The following is a 20,609-nucleotide window of genomic DNA, read 5'->3' on the forward strand; positions in this document are numbered from 1 at the left end:
CGAGCCGGGGCCGCCACGGGCCACCACGGGCCGCACTGCCCGCCGCTACCCTCGCGCCGTGTCGACCGTGGCCCGCACGCCGGTGGTGGCCCTCGTCGGCCCCACCGCCACGGGCAAGTCCGGCCTCGGCGTGGCGCTGGCGCAGGCCCTGGGCGGCGAGGTCGTCAACGCCGACGCCATGGCGCTCTACCGCGGCATGGACGTCGGCACCGCCAAGCTCGCCCCGGCCGAGCGGGCCGGCGTCCCGCACCACCTGCTCGACGTCCTCGACGTCACCGAGACCGCGTCGGTCGCCGCCTACCAGCGCGACGCCCGCGCGACGATCGAACGGCTCCTCGGCGAGGGCCGCGTCCCGATCCTGGTCGGCGGTTCCGGGCTGTACGTGCGGGCGGTGCTCGACGAGCTGGAGTTCCCCGGCACCGACCCGGACATCCGCGGCCGCCTCGAACAGGAGCTGGCCGCGAGCGGCGCCGAACGACTGCACGAACGGCTGACCAGGCTCGACCCGACCGCGGCGGCCGCGGTCCTGCCGAGCAACGGCCGCCGGATCGTCCGCGCGCTGGAGGTCATCGAGCTGACCGGCCGGCCGTTCTCCGCGACCATGCCCCGGCCCGGCCCGACGCGGTACGACACGCTCCAGATCGGCCTCGACCTGGACACCGGCGAGCTGGACCGCCGCGTCGAGCTGCGCGTGACGCGGATGTTCGCGGACGGCCTGGCCGACGAGGTACGCCGGCTGGAGAAGGAGGGCCTGCGCGTCGGCCGCACCGCCTCCCGGGCGCTGGGCTACCAGCAGGTGCTCGACCAGCTGGACGCCGACGAGGACATGGCCGTGGCAGCCGCCGCGACCGCACAGGCCACCCGCCGGTTCGTCCGCCGCCAGCGGTCATGGTTCCGGCGCGACCAGCGGATCCACTGGCTGGACGCCACCCGCGACGATCTTCTCGCCGCCGCGTTAGCCTTGTGACGTGGGCATTCCGTTTCTGAAGGGCCATGGCACCGAGAACGACTTCGTGCTGCTGCCTGACCTCGACGCCACCCTCGACCTGACGGCGGCGCGGGTCCGCGCGCTCTGCGACCGTCGCGCCGGTCTCGGTGCCGACGGCGTGCTGCGGGTCGTGCCGTCGAAGGCCGTCGAGGACGCGGACGACGGTCTCTGGTTCATGGACTACCGCAACGCCGACGGCTCGATCGCCGAGATGTGCGGCAACGGCGTGCGCGTGTTCGCCCGCTACCTGACGGACACGGACCTGGTCCAGGAACGTGAGTTCACCATCGGCACCCGGGCGGGCACCCGGGCCGTCACGGTCGCCGGTGGCGCCGGTGGAGACGTGACCGTCGAGATGGGGCCCGCCAGGGTCACCGGTACCTCGCTGGCCACGGTCGCCGGCGGCACGGTCGCCGGAGTCGCGGTCAACGTCGGCAACCCGCACCTGGTGTGCGAGGTCGAGGACGCCGAGAAGCTCGCGTCGCTTGACCTGACCGTCCCACCCACCTACGACCCGGCGGTTTTCCCGGACGGTGTGAACGTCGAGTTCGTGGTTGTCGAGGCCCCCGACCGGCTGCGCATGCGCGTACACGAACGAGGCGTCGGCGAGACCCGGTCATGTGGCACCGGCACGGTCGCGGCGGTCACCGGAATCCTCTTCGGCCGCGGCGAGAAACACGGCGCGGCCACGGTCGACATTCCCGGCGGCAGGGTCCGGGTGACGGTGGAGCCGGGCGGCTCGACCCTGTCCGGACCTGCCGTTTTCGTCGCCCGCGGCGAGCTCGACCAGGCCTGGTGGGACGGCGTCGCGGAATAACCCACTCGATCCGGTCGCTGAACCATGGGAACATAGGTTCCAGAAAGCGACGAACGGACCAGGGAGGGTTACACCGAGTGACAGAGAATCTCAATCATCAGCAAGCCGACGGATTAGATGACCGAGGGTTGACTGACCTGGATGAGCTCTCTGTTGGTGAACTCGACCGCTCCGACCGCGCCGCGCTCCGCCGTATCGCGGGACTGTCCACCGAGCTTTCGGACATCACCGAGGTCGAGTACCGCCAACTCCGGCTCGAGAAGGTCATCCTCGTCGGTGTGTGGACCGAGGGCAGCGCCGAGCAGTCCGACGCGTCCCTCGCCGAGCTGGCCAGGCTCGCCGAGACGGCCGGCTCCGAGGTCCTCGAAGGGCTTGTGCAGCGGCGCGACCGGCCCGACCCGGCCACCTACATCGGCTCCGGCAAGGTTCTGGAGCTGTCCGGGGTGGTCGAGGCGACCGGCGCCGACACGGTCATCTGCGACGGTGAGCTGTCGCCGTCCCAGCTGCGTCAGCTGGAGGCGAGGCTCAAGGTCAAGGTCATCGACCGGACCGCGCTGATCCTGGACATCTTCGCGCAGCACGCGCGGTCGCGGGAGGGCAAGGCCCAGGTCGAGCTGGCCCAGCTCCAGTACTTCCTGCCACGCCTGCGTGGCTGGGGTGACACGCTGTCCCGCCAGGCCGGTGGTCGGGCGGGCGGCGGCAACGGCGGCGTGGGTCTGCGTGGTCCCGGTGAGACGAAGCTCGAGACCGACCGGCGTCGCATCCGGCACAAGATCTCCAAGCTGCGCAAGGAGATCACCGCGATGGGCACCGTGCGGGAGACCAAGCGGAGCCAGCGGCGGGCCAACCTCGTGCCGAGCGTCGCGATCGCCGGGTACACCAACGCCGGCAAGTCGAGCCTGCTCAACGCGCTGACCGGCGCGGGCGTGCTGGTGGAGGACGCATTGTTCGCCACCCTGGACGCCACCACGCGCCGGACCACCACGCCGGACGGGCACGTCTACACGCTGACCGACACCGTCGGGTTCGTGCGGCACCTGCCGCACCAGCTCGTCGAGGCGTTCCGGTCGACGCTCGACGAGGTCGCCGACTCCGACCTCATCCTGCACGTGGTGGACGGTTCCGACCCGAACCCGGAGTGGCAGGTCGAGGCCGTGCGCGAGGTGCTCGGCGAGATCGCCGACCGCCGTGACGAGGCACTGCCGACCGAGCTCGTCGTGGTCAACAAGACCGACGCGATGGACCAGCTCGCTCTCGCCCGCCTGCGGCACCTGCTGCCGGCGGCGGTGTTCGTGTCCGCGCACTCCGGCCTCGGCATCGAGGAGCTGCGGGACCGGCTGGCGACGTTGCTGCCGCGCCCGGAGGTGCAGGTCGACGTGCTCGTGCCGTACGCGCGGGGTGAGCTGGTGGCACGCGTGCACCGCGACGGCGAGGTGCTGTCCGAGCGCCACACCGAGCACGGCACCGAGCTGACCGCGAAGGTCAAGCCGGACCTCGCCGGTGTGCTGGAGAGTTTCATCGTCAACGGCACGTCCGCGTAGACACGGCTGACGGGAGTTCCCGGTGGGGCTCACGGGAGGTGTGCGGGTGCGGTCGGTGACGTCCGTGGTCCTGCTGGGGCTGCTCCTCGCGGCCCCGGCAGCGGCCGACCCGGTGCCCGCGCCGGTCCCGGCCTGCACGATCACCGACCCCCGGCTCGCCGAGCTGTCCGGTCTCGTGGCCGATGACCAGCACTGGTACGCGATCAACGACGGCGGCAGGTCGGTGAAGGTCTGGGTGCTCGGCAAGGACTGCCAGGTCCAGGACACGATCACCGCCGCCGTCGACCCGTACGACGTCGAGGACCTCGCGCGCGCCGCCGACGGGACGTTCTGGCTGTCCGACACCGGCGACAACGACGAGGACCGCGACACGGTCGCGTTGATCTCGCTGACCCCCGCCGGTGAGCCCGGGATCCACCGGCTCACCTACCCGGACGGGAAGCACGACGCGGAGGCGTTGCTGCTCGACCGTGCCGGTGTGCCGTACATCTTCACCAAGAGCTCACTCGGCGGCGCGGAGGTGTTCCAGCCTGCCGGGCCGCTGGCGTCACCGGGCCCGACGCCGCTGGAGAAGGTCGCGACGGTGCGGCTGAACAGCACGGACACGCCCGGCGGACCGGTGCCGGGGATCGTCGGCTCGGTGGTCGTGACCGGTGCCGCGTCGAGCGCGGACGGCACGGTCATCGCACTGCGGACCTACACGGACGCCTACCTGTACCCGGTGCGTGACGGCGACATCGTGGGAGCGCTTGCGGCACCGCCGGTGCGGGTGCCGCTACCGAACGAGGCGCAGGGCGAGGCCATCGCGTTCCAACCGGACGGCTCACTGGTGTCCGGCTCGGAGACCGGCCGGGAGGAGGCCCCGCAGGTGATGAACGTGGTCGCGGGCGCGGCGGGGCTAGTGGCGCCGAAACCGCTGCCCACCTCCGCCGAGCCCACGCCCGCGTCGGGCGTCGCGGCTTCCCCCGAGGAGAAGGACGGCCTGCCGGCCATCCCGGCCGCGGCAGTGACGGTTGCCGTTATCGGGGTGATCTATTTGCTGTTCCGGTCATTGCGCCGGCGCAGAGCCGACTGACGAAATACCGCGGCGACCGTGGGGGAGGCGAGTTGCGAACCACGGTCGCCGCGGATATTCAGAGTCGACGCAAAACCGCGACGACCTTGCCGAGAATGGTGGCGTCGTCACCGGGAATCGGTTCGTACGCCTCGTTGTGCGGCAACAACCAGACGTGCCCGTCCTCGCGCTTGAACGTCTTGACCGTCGCCTCACCCTCGATCATCGCGGCGACGATCTCACCGTTCTCGGCGTTCGGCTGTTGCCGAACCGCGACCCAGTCCCCGTCGGTGATGGCCGCGTCGACCATCGAGTCACCCGCGACCCGAAGCAGGAACAGCGAGCCCTCGCCGACGATTTCCTTGGGCAGCGGAAAGACGTCCTCCACGGCCTCCTCGGCGAGGATCGGCCCACCCGCGGCGATGCGACCGAGAACCGGCACATCGACCGCGGCGTACCTGCTGGTAGGCGTCTCCAGTGGAGCCGTCGCGGTGACGGCCGCCGGGTCCGCGTCCGGCGGCAGTACCCCGATGGCGCGTGGCCGGTTGGGATCCCGCCGCAGGTAGCCCTTCTGTTCCAGCGCCCGAAGCTGGTAGGCGACCGAGGAGGTGGAGGTCAGACCAACCGCCTCGCCGATCTCCCGGACGCTCGGTGGGTAGCCGAAACGCTCCACCCACGTGCGGATTACCTCGAGGACCTCCCGCTGGCGGATGGGCAGGTCCTCCGCGTCAGCTTGCGCGACGTCGGGGAAACTGCGTAGGTTGCCCCGCAACGGCTTCCGCTTGGGTACGCCCTTCGGTATTCCTCCTGGTTTGCGTGGCACTGCATGCCTCCCTGCCAGCCGGCCTGCCGTGGTGGCGGCCGGAATGTTCGTGTTCGTCATCGACGTTATCCGTAGGTCCCCAGGAGATCAAACACCTGTTCGACGACACGCCGTGTGGGTCTCGTTTTTTGTCGGTGCTCCGTGGTACAAAATCGCACGAAGGTTCGATCGAACGACTGTTCGACCTTCGCGCAGTTGTTCGATGAGTGGTCAGGAGGCAGTTCATGAGCGCGACGACGCACAAACCGGAGGTCGAGGCGCCCATACCGGCAACGCGTACGCGGCCGGTCGTGCGACGGGGGGCCCCTGACCGGCCGCCGACCCGGCGCCGCGTGGCCGGTGCGCCGCGCGTCCTGGCTCGGCGGGTGCACCTGCCCGGCGGTCCGCGACTTTCACTCGTCTGGGGGTTGGCGGCGGCGTCGGCGGCCTGTGCCGCCGTGGTCGGGCTGGGGATGCTGGCGTCCGCCACGGAGCCGATGGTGCCGTCGACGACGAAGGTCGTGCGGGTGTTGCCGGGGGAGAACCTGTGGGAGTTGGCCGAGCGGGTGGCGCCTTCGTCGGATGCTTCGGCTGTGGTGGAGCGGATTCGGGAGTTGAACGGGGTTGATGGGGTTGTGCAGCCTGGGCAGCCGTTGACCGTGCCGTTCTCTCGGTGATGTCTGCTGGTGGTTGACGCCGGGTCGGCCGGAGGTGCGTGCTTGGTCGGGGGTGGGCTTGGCGGGGTGCGTGCTTGGTCGGATCTGGTTGAGGCCGTTGTGTCTTTGCTGTTCTCGCTGTCTGTGTCGGCTTGTGCTGGTCCACTGTGTCTTGTTGGTTCTTGAGGGTTGTGTCGTTGGCTGCGCTCGTCTGGTGGACCTTGGTCTCCAGCATGGCCATGCTGCCGGTGATCACGCCGATTCGGTGCCGGTCGACCTCCTGTCCGACCTCTACACTCGCCGTCTGGTCTGACCGTGACCCCGGCTTCGATCGGCACGCTCAGCCGGGCTAATCTCCGCCCTTCGGCTCGCGCACCGTTCTCGGCTGCCGGCCGCGAGACCCCGCAACGTCACCTCCCAGTGGCACTCCGCCATGCCGTCTGATGGCGGCAGTGGGATGCGTCACCCGGCGTCTCGTACCCGCGTGTCGTGGGTGTGTTGACTTGCATCATGTGGCGTCTAGGCATACCGTCGACCCCAACATCTAGTAGTTACAGACCTGTAGTTCATCCACAGGTTGGGGTGGACTTGTCCACCGGTTGTCCACAAGTCGATCACCAGGAGGGGTGACCCATGCGCTGTCCGTTCTGCCGCCACTCGGACTCCCGGGTCGTCGACTCCCGCGAGGTCGATGACGGTCAGGTCATCCGGCGCAGGCGGTCGTGCGCCAAGTGCAGCCGGCGGTTCACGACCGTCGAGGAGGCGGTGCTCGCGGTTGTCAAGCGGTCCGGTGTCACCGAGCCGTTCAGTCGCGAGAAGGTGGTCACGGGGGTGCGGCGAGCCTGTCAGGGTCGCCCGGTCGACGAGGACGCACTCCAGCAGTTGGCGCAGAAGGTCGAGGACACCATCCGGTCGACCGGCGCCGCCGAGGTGCCGAGTCATGAGGTGGGACTGGCGATCCTCGGTCCACTCCGGGAGCTGGACGAGGTCGCCTACCTGCGGTTCGCCAGCGTCTACCGAAGCTTTTCGTCCATTGAGGACTTCGAGAAGGAGATCGCCGGCCTGCGCAGGGCGATCGAGCAGGGCAAAGAGGAATGAGTAGAAGCCGCACGAGACGGCGCTACGCGGTTGGCAGAAGGTCACGTCGGGCAGTGGGTCCGTACACGGGAGCGAACGCGGCCACACCGGCACATGCGAGCAATGAGGGAGAGGTCATGACGGAGACGGTGGGGACTGACCAGGGGGCACCGGTCACACAGCAGAGGCTGTCGGTCGGCCGGGTGTACACGACCGACGGCGTGCACCCGTACGACGAGGTCACGTGGGAACACCGTGACGTGGTGATGACCAACTGGCGGGACGGGTCGGTCAACTTCGAGCAGCGGGGCGTCGAGTTCCCCGAGTTCTGGTCGGTCAACGCCACCAACATCGTCACCAGCAAGTACTTCCGCGGCGCCGTGGGGACGCCGGTCCGCGAGCACTCGCTTCGCCAGCTCATCGACCGCGTGGTGAAGTCGTATGTGGACGCCGGGGTCGAGCACGGGTACTTCGCCACCCAGGGCGACGCCACGATCTTCGAGCACGAGCTGACCTGGATGCTCATGCACCAGGTGTTCAGCTTCAACTCGCCCGTGTGGTTCAACGTCGGCACCAGCTCTCCCCAGCAGGTCAGCGCCTGCTTCATCCTGGCCGTCGACGACACCATGGACTCGATCCTCAACTGGTACCGCGAGGAGGGGCTGATCTTCAAGGGCGGCTCCGGCGCCGGCCTCAACCTCTCGCGTATCCGCTCCAGCAAGGAGTTGCTGTCCTCCGGCGGCACCGCCTCCGGTCCGGTCTCGTTCATGCGTGGCGCCGACGCGTCCGCCGGCACCATCAAGTCCGGTGGCGCCACCCGGCGCGCCGCGAAGATGGTCGTCCTCGACGTCGACCACCCGGACGTCGAGGAGTTCATCGAGACCAAGGCCAAGGAAGAGGCGAAGATCCGCGTCCTGCGTGACGCCGGCTTCGACATGGACCTCGGCGGCTCCGACATCACCTCGGTGCAGTACCAGAACGCCAACAACTCGATCCGCGTGTCCGACGAGTTCATGCACGCCCTCGAGCAGGACGGCCCGTTCGGGCTGCGGTCCCGCACCACGGGCGAGGTGCTCGAGGAGGTCGACGCCAAGACGCTGTTCCGCAAGCTGGCGCAGGCCGCGTGGGAGTGCGCCGACCCGGGCATCCAGTACGACGGCACGATCAACGACTGGCACACCTGCCCCGAGTCGGGCCGCATCACCGCGTCCAACCCGTGTAGCGAGTACATGCACCTGGACAACTCCAGCTGCAACCTCGCGTCGCTGAACCTGCTGAAGTTCCTGCGCGGGGACGGCACGTTCGACGCCGAGCTGTTCGCCAGGTCGGTCGAGCTGGTCATCACCGCGATGGACATCTCGATCTGCTTCGCGGACTTCCCGACCGAGCCGATCGCCGACACCACACGCAAGTTCCGCCAGCTGGGCATCGGCTACGCCAACCTCGGCGCGCTGCTGATGGCGACCGGCCACGCCTACGACTCCGAGGGCGGCCGCGCGCTCGCCGCCAGCATCACCTCGCTGATGACCGGCACCGCCTACCGCCGCTCCGCCGAGCTCGCCGGCGTGGTCGGTCCGTACGAGGGCTACGCCCGCAACGCCGACGCGCACCAGAAGGTCATGCGCAAGCACGCGGCGGCCAACGACCTGATCCGCACCCACCACAAGAACGACGCGGCGGTGCAGCGGCTCGCGACGCAGGAGTGGCAGCGCGGCCTGATGGTCGGCGCCGAGAACGGCTGGCGCAACGCCCAGGCGTCGGTGCTCGCGCCGACCGGCACCATCGGCCTGATGATGGACTGCGACACGACCGGCATCGAGCCCGACCTGGCGCTGGTCAAGTTCAAGAAGCTGGTCGGCGGCGGCTCGATGCAGATCGTCAACCAGACGGTGCCGCGCGCGCTGAAGGCGCTGGGCTACCAGGACGAGCAGATCGAGGCGATCGTCGAGTACATCGCCGAGCACGGCCACGTCCTCGACGCCCCCGGCCTGCGCCGCGAGCACTACGAGGTGTTCGACTGCGCGATGGGCGAGCGGTCGATCGCCCCGATGGGCCACGTCCGCATGATGGCGGCCGTCCAGCCGTTCATCTCGGGCGCCATCTCCAAGACGGTCAACATGCCCGAGGCGGCCACGGTCGAAGACGTCGAGGAGATCTACTTCCAGGGCTGGAAGCTGGGCCTCAAGGCACTGGCCATCTACCGCGACAACTGCAAGGTCGGCCAGCCGCTGTCCGCCGGCAAGGGCGCCAACAACGGCAAGGCCGAGCCGGAGAAGGTCATCGAGTACCGCCCGGTCCGCAAGCGCCTGCCGAAGAAGCGCCCGTCCCAGACGGTGTCGTTCACGGTCGGCGGCGCCGAGGGCTACCTGCACGCCGGCTCGTACCCCGACGACGGCCTTGGCGAGATCTTCGTCAAGCTCGGCAAGCAGGGCTCGACGCTGGCCGGTGTGATGGATGCCTTCTCCATGTCCATCTCGGTGGGCCTGCAGTACGGCATCCCGCTGGAGTTCTACGTCTCGAAGTTCCAGAACCTCCGCTTCGAGCCGGCCGGCATGACCGACGACCCGGACGTCCGGATCGCGACGAGCGTGCTGGACTACCTGTTCCGCAGGCTGGCACTGGACTACCTGCCGTACGACAAGCGCGCCCAGCTCGGCATCTTCACGGCCGACGAGCGCTCGGCCCAGCTGAACAACGACTACGCCCCGTCCGGCGACGTGGACCTCGAAGGCATGCGTGGCTCGGTCGACGCGAGCCCGACCCGCCCGGCGGTGGAGGCGTCGAAGCCCGAGCTCAGGGAGGCCCACAGCTCGACCGAACTGCTGGAGCTCCACCTGGGCAAGGCCGCCGACGCCCCCCTGTGCATGACCTGCGGCACGAAGATGCGCCCGGCAGGCTCGTGCTACGTCTGCGAGGGCTGCGGCTCGACGTCCGGCTGTAGCTGACGCCCTGCTGGGGTGAGTGGACCGCCGCGGTCCACTCACCCCAGCGCGTCAGTGCCGGAAACCCGTGCGGCGGCCGGTCCCAAGGATCCTGCCCATCTCGCCGCGTCGTCGACCTCGCCCATGGCTCAGTTCGACTCCACCCGCTCCTTCAACGCCGCGTTGAGCGCCCGGAAGTCGCGTTCCGCCTGGTCGATCGTCGCGCCGAGCAAGGGCACCAGCAGGCCGCGGAACACCTCACTGTGGACCAGCCGCGTCCCGTCACCGACGGGGGACAGGCCGAACCGGTGCTCCGCGCTGAAAAGCCACGACCACCGCAACGCAGCGAGCCACCGAAGCTCCTCGTTCTCCCGCATCGCAAGCACTTCCGGCGTCAAGGTCTGCGGCTTTTCGCCGGACACCATCCGCAGCGTCAGGATCTCACCGGTGGCGAGCGTGCCCTCCGCCTCGACGATGAACGGGTTCCACGAGGGGTAGCCGGCGAAGTCGGTCAGCACCGCCCACACCTCGGCTGGCGGCGCCTCGATCTCGGTCTCCGTGCGGATCACACGCATGCCACAGTCTTGCAGCCCGCCGCGGACCCGCACCCACTCGCCGTCACCCCGTGTTCTGCCGGCGCGCCGAGGAGCGCGACCGCCGCCTGGACTCGTCCGGACCAAGCGTCCGGCGACGCCTGCTCCCCGTGCACCGATGGCCGCGACCAGGGTGGACTCGATCACCAGCACCCGGGCGGGCAGGCCGCACCGCGGATCGCTTCGCGCAACGCCCGGCCCAACTGGACTCATCGGGATCTGCCGGATCTGATGCTTCACCGGGCCCGGTGGCGAGGATGGCCCAGTGGTGCGGAAACGACCTCGCGAGGGCGGCCCAGCTCCTTCCTGTCAGGAGCTGGGCCGCCCTTCACTTCTTCGGTCAGCCGCCGAGGCGCTGCCAGAGGAACTCGAACACCAGGGCCCACTTGAAGGCCAACTGCTCGTTGTCCGCCGCCGCGCCGTGGCCGCCTTCGATGTTCTCGTAGTACCGCACGTCGTGGCCGAGTTCAGCCAACCGCGCCATCATCTTGCGTGCGTGGCCCGGGTGGACGCGGTCGTCCCGTGTGGACGTCAGGATGAACGTCGGTGGGTACGGCCGGTCGGCCGCGACGTTCTGGTACGGCGAGTACTCGCGCAGGTAAGCCCATTCCTCGGGTTCGTCGGGGTCTCCGTACTCGGCCATCCAGGACGCGCCGGCCAGCAGCTTGTGGTAGCGCCGCATGTCCAGCAGCGGCACCTGGCACACGATCGCGCCGAACAGCTCCGGGTACCGGGTGAGCATGACGCCCATGAGCAGCCCGCCGTTCGAGCCGCCCTGGATACCGAGCCGTTGGGGCGTCGTGATCCCGCGTGCCACGAGGTCGCGGGCGACCGCCGCGAAGTCCTCGTACACCCGCAGCCGCCGCTCCTTCTGTACCGACTGGTGCCATTCGGGCCCGTACTCGCCGCCACCGCGGATGTTGGCGACGACGTAGGTCCCACCGCGGGCGAGCCAGCCGCGGCCGACCGTGCCGCTGTAGCTGGGGGTGAGGGAGACCTCGAACCCGCCGTACCCGGTCATCAGCGTCGGCCCGTCGTTCTCCTGCCCGACGACGAAGTACGGGATCCGCGTGCCGTCGTCGGAGGTCGCGAAGTGCTGCGTCGTCGACAGTCCGTCGGCATCGAAGAACGCCGGCGCCCGCTTCAGCACCTCGACGTCGCCGCCGATCTCACCGCGCTGCAGGGTGGCGGGCTGGGTGTAGCCGCTCGCGTCGAGGAAGTACTCGTCGTCGACGTCGGAGTTCGTGCCGAGGATGTCCGCGGCGCCGACCTCCGGCACACCGGCGAGCGGCGCACGCGCCCAGCCCTCGTCGGGGGTGAGCACCTCGAACCGGCTCTTGACGTCCTGCAACGACGCGATGATGAGGTGGTTGCGCGTCCACACGTGGTAGGACAGCGAGGTGTGCTCGTCCGGCTCGAACAGGACGGTCAGGTCCCGCCCACCGGCGAGAAAGTCGTCGAACCGGGCCGCGAGCAGCGCACCGGCCGGGTAGGTCACGTCACCGACCGTCCACGACGACCGCGTGCTGATCAGGAGCCACTCGCGGTGCGCGGAGGTCTCCGCGTCCTCCGGCACGTCGACCTTGACCAACTCGCCGCCGGGCCGGCGGAGGAACTTCTCCATGCGGTAGAAGTCCAGGTTCCGGTACACGAAGTCGCGCTCGAAGCCCTCGGTCGGGTCGTGGTAGGCGCCGGCCGACACGTCGTCCGGCTTGCCCTCGAAGACGGTGAGGGCCTCGGTCAGCGGTGTGCCCCGCCGCCACTCCTTGGCGATCCGTGGATAGCCGGACACGGTCAGCGAACCCGCACCGAAGTCCGTGCCGACGTAGATCCGGTCCTCGTCGATCCAGCCGACCCGGCTCTTGGCCTCCGGCAGTGTGAACCCGTCCTCGACGAAGGACTTGGTCTCGAGGTCGAACTCCCGCACGACGGTGGCGTCGGCACCGCCCCTGGAGAGCTCGATGAGCGCGCGCCGGTAGTCCGGGCGGAGCACGGTAGCGCCCTGCCAGACCCAGCTCTCGTCCTCGGCCTTGGCGAGCGCGTCGATGTCGAGCACGAGCTCCCAGTCGGGGTCGTCCGTGCGGTAGGACTCGAGCGTGGTGCGACGCCACAGCCCACGTGGGTTGGCGGCGTCCTGCCACAAGTTGTAGAGGTGCGCGCCGCGCCGGCGGATGTAGGGGATCCGGTCGTCGGCGTCGAGAACCTCGCGGATGCCGTCGCGCAGCCCGCTGAACCGCGCGCCGCCGGTCAGCTCCGCGACGGCGACGGTGTTGCGTTCCCTCACCCAGTCCAGGGCGGTCTCGCCGGTGACCTCTTCGAGCCAGAGGTACGGGTCGTCTGTCATGACACGAGTCTGCCTGTCAGCCGCCGTGCGTGCGCATGGCTTCGGCCACCTCGTCCTGACTGAGCGGCGGGCCGGGCAGCGGATGAGCCGCCGCGGCCCGAAGCCCGTCAAGCAGAAACGCGAGATACCGCCGCCAGGCGTCCGGCGAGGTGGAGGCCGTCGCCTCGATGATGGTCGTGGTGCTCCACAGCACGAACGCGAAGTCGCCATCGTGGAAGTCGGCACGCAACTGCCCCGCCCGCTGCGCCCGATCCACGATTACCTGGACGAGTCCGTGCCCCTGAGCCTTGAGCCGGTCGATCTCCGGGGTGTCGGGCAACACACGTACGCAGAGCTCGTTGTAGCCACGGTCGGCCGCCTGGGTCGCACAGCACTGAGCCAGGAACCAGGCGAACCCCTCCCAGGGATCGGCCATGGCAACGGCGGCTTCGGCCTGCGCGACCATGTCGGCCACCTTGTCCGCGAGCGCGGCCTCAACCAGCGTCCCACGAGTGGGGAACCGGTTGTACAACGTGCCGATGGACACCGCGGCCTCCTTGGCGATGTCCTCGAGGGGCACGTCGAGACCACGGGCAGCGAAGACACGCCGAGCCGCCGCGACCAACAGGCCGCGGTTGCGCTGCGCATCCCGACGCAACGGCTTCGCCTTCGTCACGGCGTCATTCTATAGACCTTGAGGGCCTCCTCAACTTGATGTACGGTACGGAGAGTTCATAAATTGAGGTACGTCTCAAGTTTCTCTCGAGGGAGACTCTCCGTGAAGACCATCGCCATCTTCGGCGCGGGCCCCGCGCTGGGCCTGTCCTTAGCCCAGCGCTTCGGCCGCGAGGGCTACCGAGTCGCACTGGTGGCCCGCCGCCAGGAAAGCCTCGACGAACTGGCCGCCGCACTCCCGAACATCGAGACCGAGACATTCCGCGCCGACCTACTGGACCCAACCCAACTGACCGCGGCGGTCACCGCGATCGAACAACGCCTCGGGTACGTGGACGTGGCGGTGTGGAGCCCCGGCGCCCTGGACCAGCCTCGCGTCCACGTCCTGGACATCGACCCGGACACCCTGCCCGACCAGCTGGAGTTGTTGCTACAAGCGCCAATCCGCCTGGCCACGCGGTTACTCCCGGGCATGCGCACCCGACACGACGGCGCACTCCTGTACGCGTCCGGCATCCTCGCGAGGACACCCGTACCGCAGCTCGGCAACGTCGGCATCGCACTGGCAGGCATGCGCAACTACGTCCTGGCCGCGAACGCCGCACTGTCCAGCGAGGGCGTGTACGTAGGCGTGGTCCCGATCGGCGGACTGATCAAGGACAGCGCCGCCGAGGCCGCCGTCCTGAACACCCCGGCCCAGTTCGACGGCTTCGACATGGACACCCTGCAGCTGACCACCCTCGACCCAGCCGACATCGCCGAGGTCTTCTGGAACCTGAACCTCAAGCGCGACCGCGCGGAACAAGTGGTCGGCAGCGGGCTGTAACCACGCGCAGACCACCCACTAGTCCACACTCCTGTCCTGACCTCACCACCTTGTCAGCTCGTCACCTTTGTCAGCTCGTCACCTTTTGTCGGCTCACCGCCTTGTCAGCTCGTCACCTCACCACCTCGTCGTCGGCATGCGCCGCATATTCCGCCGACCGGACCTCAGCCGCCTCCCGGTAACGGTTGATCCGGTCGGTCCACCCGGCACGCACACCGAACGCCGCGTCCGCGAACCCGGCCCCGGCGATCGCCGCCGCCAGCTCCTCGCTCCGATCCGACCCGAACACCTCGACCGGATCACCGACCGCCGTCGTGTGCGGTGGCACGAAGAACTCGTTCGGCAACACCGTCCGCGCATGCACGAGCCCACCCACGGCCACCGACGCCCCGGCGCCGAGCCTGGCCAGCTGCAACACGGTCGCGTTGGCCGCGAGGTACGCGCACCGCCCCACGCGCGCGCCGAGCACTGTCGCATGCGGGCCGACGAACACGTGGTCGCCCAGCTCGACGACCGCGGCCGTCACCGCGGTCGCCCGCAGCACGGCATGCTCCGACACGATCGTGTACGGGCCGACCTCGACATGGGCGCCCTCGGCATCGAGCACCGCCCCGTACATGACGCGTGCGTGTGCACCCACCCGCACGTCCCCGACAAGCGTGGCGTTCGGCGCGACGTACGCGGTCGGATCCACCACCGGCGTCGCACCCCGGTGTCTGATCAGCATGCGCCGATCGTCGTCCGGAATCCGCGAACGCGCTGGCATGAATCGGACCTCGCGTTACACTGTGACCACCTTCCTCTCCATACCGCTTCCTGTCCTCTCCATTCCGTCGATGGCTCCGGCGTGCCGCGAAACGCCGCCTCCCATGGCCGAAAGGACCTTCCCGGACGCGCCGTGAACGCGCCCCGTCCGATGTGGGTGCGCACCAGGACCGAGCTACGCGACGTGCGACGTCGGCGCCCCAACCCCTGTTTGGATCACCTGGTCATCGCGCCACTCTGGCCCAAGTACGGGGTCAACCTCGGCACACTGCTCCGCACCAGCGACGCCGTCGGCGCATGTCTCGCGGTGCCGCGCAAACCTTGGATCCGCGACGCGCTCGCCAAGGGCAACACCCTGCGCCAACCCTCCTGCGTGCACTGGGTGAACGAGCCACTCGCCTGGCTCGCCGCCCAGCGCATCGCCGGCAGCCACGTGATCGGCGTCGAGCTGACCGACGAGTCGATCCGCCTCGTCGAGCTGCGCCCGGCACGGCGCCGCACGGTCGTGGTGCTCGGCCACGAGTCCGACGGCATCCCACCTGAAGCGACCGAGTTGTTGGACATGGCCGTCGAGATCCCCATGCTGGGCACAGGCCAGTCTCTCAACATGGCCGTTGCCGGCTCACTCGTCGTTTACAAGCTCGCTGGGCTCGTGTGACCCGCGCTGTTGTCCCGTCCGCCCCTTCACTTCATCGGTCGTACCTTCCTTCGTGGTCGTGGCCTGCTGGTCGTTGCGTTCCGGCGCCTGCTTCCCGGGTCCAGCAGGCGCCGGTCAGCCGTTCTCGATCGCGTGCTCGGCCGTGTCGATCTCGGTCAGCAAGGCCGACGCGCGGTCCGCGTCGCAGAACGCGGCGCGCGCGCCGACCCTGGCTAAGTCGGCCAGGTCCCCTCGGCTCAGTCCGAAATGCTCGTGGACGAGCAGGTACTCCTGATTGAGGTCTGTATGGAACATGCCGGGGTCATCGGTGGCCAGCGTGACCGGCACACCCGCGTCGATCAGCCGGGGCAACGGATGCCTGGCGAGCGTCGGGACCGCTCGCGTGCGGATGTTGGAGCTGGGGCACACCTCGACGGGGATGCCCTCGCCCGCCAGGTGCGCCAGCAGGTTCGGGTCGCGCACCGCGCTGGTGCCGTGACCGATGCGTTCGGCATGCAGGTTGACTAGTGCCGACCAGATCGTCTCCGGTCCGGTTGTCTCGCCGGCATGGGGCACGAGGTGCAGACCGCCGTCGCGAGCCATGTCGAACGGTACGCGATAGCGCTCGCGCGGCACGCCGACCTCGTTGCCGCCCAGGCCGAACCCGACCGTGCCGTCCGGTCGGTACCGCAGCACCCACTCCGCGGTCTGGACGCCGGCCTCGTAGCCGAGTGACCCGGCGATGTCGAACACCCAGGCCAGTTCGACACCGTGTTGTTCACGCGCGAGGCGCCGCCCGATGTTGAGCGCCTCGGCCAGTTCGTCGGGCTCGATGCCGACCATGACGTGCGGCACCGGCGTGACCGTTACCTCCGCGTAGCGCACCCGGTTGGCGGCGAGGTCACGGGCGAGCCCGACGATGAGCGCGGTGATGTCCGCGCCCGTGACCACGAGCCTCGTGACCTTGACGTACACCTCGATGAAGTGCGCGAAGTCGGTGAACTCGTAGAAGGCGCGTAACCGCTCGCGCTCCGTCGGGACGTCCTGGTCGGGGTGGCGCCGGGCCAGTTCCAGGACAGTGTCGGCGGAGGCCGAGCCCACGAGATGGACGTGGAGCTCGACCTTGGGAAGTTGCTGGATGAAGTCACGCACAAGGCCATGGTGCACGAGGACGCCGACAATTTCTTGTTGGTTCCAGGACGAGTTTTGCGAAAGTCACCATTCATCGGTGGGCCCGTGAAGGGCGGCACCGTACACCGCTCCACCGACATTTCCGTGCCTGACCGGAGCAGTTGTCCACAACAGACTCAGTTATCCACAGATCGGACTTCTTGCCCCACGCGCTGTCGCCGGGGCGGGCATTGTGGACCCATGACAACTTTCGTCCCACACACGCACATCCGGCAGCGCGACCTGTCCGAACTGGTCGCCGGCATTCCCTACGTCCTCGGTTTCCCGCCAACGGAATCACTGGTGCTGTACACCTTCCGCCGCTGCCCGGAACTCGCGTTGTCCACCACGATTCGCGTGGATCTACCGAAGCCTGAGCACATATCGCTGGTCGCGGCCGAGCTGGTGAACGCGGTCGCCATCAACGAGGCGGTGGCGGTGGTGGCGGTGGCCATCGGAGAAGCCGCGGACGAACAGCGAGAGCTCATCGAGTCCCTGAGAAAGATGCTGGCGGACAGGGACATCCTGCTGACCCATGCCGCCTGGGTCGAGAAGGTCGCCCATGGCGAGCAGTGGCAGTGCTACGACGATCCACTGTGTACGGACGTCGTTCCGGACCCGCAGTCCTCCGCGCTGGCGGCCGCGTGCGCGGTAGCGGGTGACACGACCTACCCGAACCGCGAGGCGATAGCCGCACACCTGGCCGCCGATCCGGAGGAAACGCTGGCACGTAGGAGAAAACTGCTCGACGTCTACTGGAAGATGCCGGCCCGGCCGTATGCGGACGATGATCGCGACAGGGACCTGGAGTTCCTGGGCCTGATGCTGGACATGGCGGCGACCTCCTACGACCTGCCGACACTGACCGACTACCAACTGGTCCGGCTGGCGGTGGCCCTGTCCCGGGAACCGGTCAAGGACGAATGCCTGGCGGTGGTGCTGTCCGAGGAGCGGGAATCGGCGGAGCGTCTGTGGACCGGGCTGGTGCGGGCGCTGCCGGCTCCGGAACGAGCCGAACCGGCGTTCCTGCTGGCGATGTCGGCCTACCTTCGCGGCGCCGGCATCCTCGCCGCGCTCGCACTGCGCATCGTCATGGACTCGAACCCGACGCACAAGACGGCGGTGCTGCTGGACCTGGCGTTGCGTATGGGCATCCCACCGGATCACCTGAGAAGCATGCTCATGACGAGCATCCTGAGGAACCACGGGGAAGAAACGGAGCTGGAACCGGAGGATGACGACGACCCGCCGTGGGACACGTCCCCGGAACCGGAGGCTGCTGATCTGGTGACGGATGCATCCGAGCCGGCGGCGACCGACCTGGCGTGTGTCGGCGACCCGTCGGGTACGGACGCTGTGCCGGCTTCGACCACGATCCCGACGGATGGTGCCGGAAGTGCTGGCCACTCGGACGCCGGTGGTGGTCCGCCGGAGGTCACCCAACCCGTGCGGGTCGCGGAGTCGATCCGAATATCGCCAGGCGCCCTGAGTCAGCGGGCAGCGGTGGTGTTGGGCATCCAGACCGATGAGCCGGTTCGCCGCACTGTCGTCATGGACGCCCTCACCGCTTTCCTGCCACCACCTACTGACCGGAACGGGCCCGGGTGAACTCCCATGCGTCGCGGACGATGACCTCCAGGTCGACGTGTTCCGGCTTCCAGCCGAGCTCGTCGCGGGCGCGGTCGCTCGCCGCCACAAGCGCGGGTGGATCGCCGGGGCGGCGGTCCTTGACCTCGGCGGGAATGGGGTGACCGGTGACCTTCCGGCAGGCCTCGATGACCTCTCGAACCGAGAACCCTGCGCCACTGCCGAGGTTGTAGATGCGGTGGCTGCCGGGCTTGGCGTGTTCGAGGGCGAGCAGGTGTGCCTCGGCGAGGTCGGCGACGTGGATGTAGTCGCGGATGCAGGTGCCGTCGGTGGTCGGGTAGTCCTCGCCGTAGACGTGGATCGCCGCGCGCTGACCGAGGGCGACCTGCAGGACCAGCGGGATGAGGTGGGTCTCGGTCGTGTGGCGCTCACCGAAGCCGCCCCACGCGCCGGCGACGTTGAAGTACCGCAGGCTCACGGCACCCAGTCCGTGCGCCTGTGCGTACGAGGTGATGGCGTGGTCGATGGCCAGCTTGGTCGCGCCGTAGGTGTTGGTGGGCCGTGTCGGCGCGGTCTCCTGGATCGGGATGACCTCGGCCTCGCCGTAGACGGCGGCCGTGGAGGAGAACACGAGTCGTGGGACCCCGTTGGTCCGCACGGCCTCGAGCAGACGGAGAGAGGTGACGACGTTGCCGTCCCAGTACTTCTTGGGATCGCTCATCGACTCGGCGACGAGTGACTTCGCCGCGAAGTGGAGCACGCCGTCGAAGCCGCCCTCGGCGAGCAGGTCGCCGGCGGCCTCGGCGAGATCGGCCTGGACGAACCGGCAGCCCTCGGGAACGGCGTCGGCGTGGCCGGTCGACAGGTCGTCCAGCACCACGACCTCGTGCCCAGCCTTCACCAGTCGCGCCGCGCACACGCTTCCGACGTACCCGGCACCGCCCGTGACGAGCAGCTTCACCACATTCTCCGTTTCGTTGAAGGCAGGACTCAGGTGTCCCGGCCGGCGCCGGGGGAGGGGACCGCCGTGAACAGACCCGGCGCGGTGAGCCCGCGTGCGGCGAACGCCGCCTGCACACGCTCGCCGACCGACCGCACGGCGTCGGCGGCCACGAGCGCGATCGCCGAGCCGCCGAAGCCGCCGCCTGTCATCCTCGCGCCCAGCGCGCCGGCGTCGAGTGCCGTGTCGACGGCTACGTCCAGCTCAAGGCATGAGATGCGGTAGTCGTCGCGCATGCTCGCGTGGGATGCGGTCAGCAGGTCGCCGATGTCCGCGATGCGGCTGGCGCGTAGGTGCTCGACGGTGCGCACGACGCGCTCGTTCTCGGTGACCACGTGTCGGACGAGTGGTCGCAGGTCGTCGGGCAGTGATGCGAGGACGTCGTCGAGGCCGGCCTCGGTGACGTCCCGCAGTGCCGGTATCCCGAGGATCGACGCGGCGCGTTCGCAGCCGGCGCGGCGCTCGCGGTAGCCGGAGTCGGCGTGCGAGTGCTTCGCCTTCGTGTCGATGACCAGAACGGCCAAACCAGCAGAGGAGGTGTTGAAAGGAACCTGCTCCATCTCTCCGGAGCGTACGTCGAGGAACAGCACGTGGTCTCGCACGCACGAGAGCGACGCGGTCTGGTCGAGCAGACCGGTCGGGACGCCGACGAAGTTGTTCTCGGAGCGCTGCACCCACCTGCCGATGGTCGTGCGGTTCGGCGCGTCCGGCTCGTCCAGCTCAACCCCGGCCAACCCGAGCAACGCCAACGCGGTCGCGCATTGCAACGCATGAGAGGAGGACAGACCCGCGCCTGCGGGCACGTCCCCGGCGACAACCAGGTCGGCGCCGCCGCTGAACCCTTCGGCGTGCAGCACCCAGGCCACTCCGGATGGGTATGCCGCCCAACCGTTGACCGATCCCGGTGCGAGGTCGGCGATTCGGACGGGCCCGGCCTGCTGCGGACGGCCGTCGTCGCCGACGGTGGTGACCGCGAGCATGCCGTCGGAGCGGGCGGACGCGGCGACGGCGATCCGGTAGGGCAGCGCGAATGGGAGCACGAAACCGTCGTTGTAGTCGGTGTGCTCGCCGATCAGGTTGACTCGTCCGGGAGCTGACCACACGCCGGTGGGCTGACGGCCGAACAACGAGTGGAACTCGGCGGCTGCGTGAGCGGCCACGCTCTGCCCACCGTCGG

At 69.1% G+C, this 20,609-nt stretch carries 18 protein-coding genes; 10 read left to right on the forward strand and 8 right to left on the reverse strand.

Annotation, left to right across the window (positions count from 1 at the left end; translation table 11 throughout):
• Nucleotides 1-58: 58 nt before the first annotated feature.
• The 4 genes from miaA (at nucleotide 59) to VET29_RS33950 (ending at nucleotide 4,421) form a co-directional block, all read left to right on the forward strand.
• Nucleotides 59-967 (forward strand): tRNA (adenosine(37)-N6)-dimethylallyltransferase MiaA, encoded by a 909-nt coding sequence (miaA, locus tag VET29_RS33935; RefSeq protein ID WP_414636688.1) that lies wholly within the window; start codon nucleotides 59-61, stop codon nucleotides 965-967.
• A 1-nt stretch (nucleotide 968) separates the two neighbouring features.
• Nucleotides 969-1,805, forward strand: a complete 837-nt coding sequence (gene dapF, locus VET29_RS33940) for a diaminopimelate epimerase (protein ID WP_324928431.1) — start codon at nucleotides 969-971, stop codon at nucleotides 1,803-1,805.
• Nucleotides 1,806-1,933: 128 nt separating this feature from the next.
• Nucleotides 1,934-3,346, forward strand: coding sequence for a GTPase HflX (gene hflX, locus VET29_RS33945; RefSeq protein WP_324928434.1), 1,413 nt, complete (start codon nucleotides 1,934-1,936; stop codon nucleotides 3,344-3,346).
• A gap of 22 nt (nucleotides 3,347-3,368) precedes the next feature.
• The gene (locus VET29_RS33950; RefSeq protein WP_414636687.1) at nucleotides 3,369-4,421 is read left to right on the forward strand and encodes a hypothetical protein; all 1,053 of its coding nucleotides are present in this window, start codon (nucleotides 3,369-3,371) and stop codon (nucleotides 4,419-4,421) included.
• A gap of 58 nt (nucleotides 4,422-4,479) precedes the next feature.
• Here VET29_RS33950 and lexA read toward each other — a convergent pair whose 3' ends face one another.
• The gene (lexA, locus tag VET29_RS33955) at nucleotides 4,480-5,172 is read right to left on the reverse strand and encodes a transcriptional repressor LexA (protein WP_414636689.1); all 693 of its coding nucleotides are present in this window, start codon (nucleotides 5,170-5,172) and stop codon (nucleotides 4,480-4,482) included.
• A 275-nt stretch (nucleotides 5,173-5,447) separates the two neighbouring features.
• On the opposite strand from lexA, the gene VET29_RS33960 reads away from it, so the two are divergent.
• The 3 genes from VET29_RS33960 to VET29_RS33970 all read left to right on the forward strand — a co-directional run bounded on the left by VET29_RS33960 (nucleotide 5,448) and on the right by VET29_RS33970 (nucleotide 9,880).
• A complete protein-coding gene (locus VET29_RS33960) occupies nucleotides 5,448-5,879 on the forward strand; it encodes a hypothetical protein (RefSeq protein WP_324928436.1) in 432 nt (143 codons plus the stop codon).
• Nucleotides 5,880-6,491: 612 nt separating this feature from the next.
• On the forward strand, nucleotides 6,492-6,956 hold the full coding sequence (gene nrdR, locus VET29_RS33965; protein ID WP_324928438.1) for a transcriptional regulator NrdR: 465 nt from the start codon (nucleotides 6,492-6,494) through the stop codon (nucleotides 6,954-6,956).
• 116 nt (nucleotides 6,957-7,072) lie between these two features.
• A complete protein-coding gene (locus VET29_RS33970) occupies nucleotides 7,073-9,880 on the forward strand; it encodes a vitamin B12-dependent ribonucleotide reductase (protein ID WP_324928440.1) in 2,808 nt (935 codons plus the stop codon).
• Nucleotides 9,881-10,005: 125 nt separating this feature from the next.
• Here VET29_RS33970 and VET29_RS33975 read toward each other — a convergent pair whose 3' ends face one another.
• From VET29_RS33975 to VET29_RS33985, 3 genes are all read right to left on the reverse strand, one after another.
• Nucleotides 10,006-10,431, reverse strand: coding sequence for an SRPBCC domain-containing protein (locus tag VET29_RS33975; RefSeq protein ID WP_324928442.1), 426 nt, complete (start codon nucleotides 10,429-10,431; stop codon nucleotides 10,006-10,008).
• A 358-nt stretch (nucleotides 10,432-10,789) separates the two neighbouring features.
• Nucleotides 10,790-12,793, reverse strand: coding sequence for a prolyl oligopeptidase family serine peptidase (locus VET29_RS33980; RefSeq protein ID WP_324928444.1), 2,004 nt, complete (start codon nucleotides 12,791-12,793; stop codon nucleotides 10,790-10,792).
• A 16-nt stretch (nucleotides 12,794-12,809) separates the two neighbouring features.
• Nucleotides 12,810-13,448 carry a TetR/AcrR family transcriptional regulator gene (locus VET29_RS33985; protein WP_324928446.1) on the reverse strand — a complete coding sequence of 213 codons (639 nt, stop codon included), beginning with the start codon at nucleotides 13,446-13,448 and terminating at the stop codon, nucleotides 12,810-12,812.
• A 102-nt stretch (nucleotides 13,449-13,550) separates the two neighbouring features.
• Here VET29_RS33985 and VET29_RS33990 point away from each other — a divergent pair, with 102 nt between their 5' ends.
• Nucleotides 13,551-14,273 (forward strand): SDR family oxidoreductase, encoded by a 723-nt coding sequence (locus tag VET29_RS33990; RefSeq protein WP_324928448.1) that lies wholly within the window; start codon nucleotides 13,551-13,553, stop codon nucleotides 14,271-14,273.
• A gap of 112 nt (nucleotides 14,274-14,385) precedes the next feature.
• Here VET29_RS33990 and VET29_RS33995 read toward each other — a convergent pair whose 3' ends face one another.
• On the reverse strand, nucleotides 14,386-15,000 hold the full coding sequence (locus tag VET29_RS33995; RefSeq protein ID WP_324928451.1) for an acyltransferase: 615 nt from the start codon (nucleotides 14,998-15,000) through the stop codon (nucleotides 14,386-14,388).
• A 171-nt stretch (nucleotides 15,001-15,171) separates the two neighbouring features.
• On the opposite strand from VET29_RS33995, the gene VET29_RS34000 reads away from it, so the two are divergent.
• Entirely contained in the window at nucleotides 15,172-15,696 is a 525-nt protein-coding gene (locus tag VET29_RS34000) for a TrmH family RNA methyltransferase (protein WP_324928453.1), read from the forward strand.
• A 114-nt stretch (nucleotides 15,697-15,810) separates the two neighbouring features.
• On the opposite strand, the gene add is transcribed toward VET29_RS34000, so the two are convergent.
• A complete protein-coding gene (add, locus tag VET29_RS34005) occupies nucleotides 15,811-16,827 on the reverse strand; it encodes an adenosine deaminase (protein WP_324928455.1) in 1,017 nt (338 codons plus the stop codon).
• Between add and VET29_RS34010 the strand changes: the two genes are divergently transcribed.
• Nucleotides 16,786-18,453 carry a DUF4192 domain-containing protein gene (locus VET29_RS34010; protein ID WP_324928457.1) on the forward strand — a complete coding sequence of 556 codons (1,668 nt, stop codon included), beginning with the start codon at nucleotides 16,786-16,788 and terminating at the stop codon, nucleotides 18,451-18,453. The two genes, add and VET29_RS34010, sit on opposite strands and share 42 nt — an antisense overlap.
• Here the strand turns inward: VET29_RS34010 and galE are convergent.
• Nucleotides 18,428-19,393, reverse strand: coding sequence for a UDP-glucose 4-epimerase GalE (gene galE / locus VET29_RS34015; RefSeq protein ID WP_324928459.1), 966 nt, complete (start codon nucleotides 19,391-19,393; stop codon nucleotides 18,428-18,430). The two genes, VET29_RS34010 and galE, sit on opposite strands and share 26 nt — an antisense overlap.
• A gap of 29 nt (nucleotides 19,394-19,422) precedes the next feature.
• The gene (galK, locus tag VET29_RS34020; RefSeq protein WP_324928477.1) at nucleotides 19,423-20,592 is read right to left on the reverse strand and encodes a galactokinase; all 1,170 of its coding nucleotides are present in this window, start codon (nucleotides 20,590-20,592) and stop codon (nucleotides 19,423-19,425) included.
• Nucleotides 20,593-20,609: the final 17 nt, after the last annotated feature.

The sequence above is a fragment of the Actinophytocola sp. genome (assembly GCF_035634895.1).
Lineage (GTDB): Bacteria > Actinomycetota > Actinomycetes > Mycobacteriales > Pseudonocardiaceae > Actinophytocola.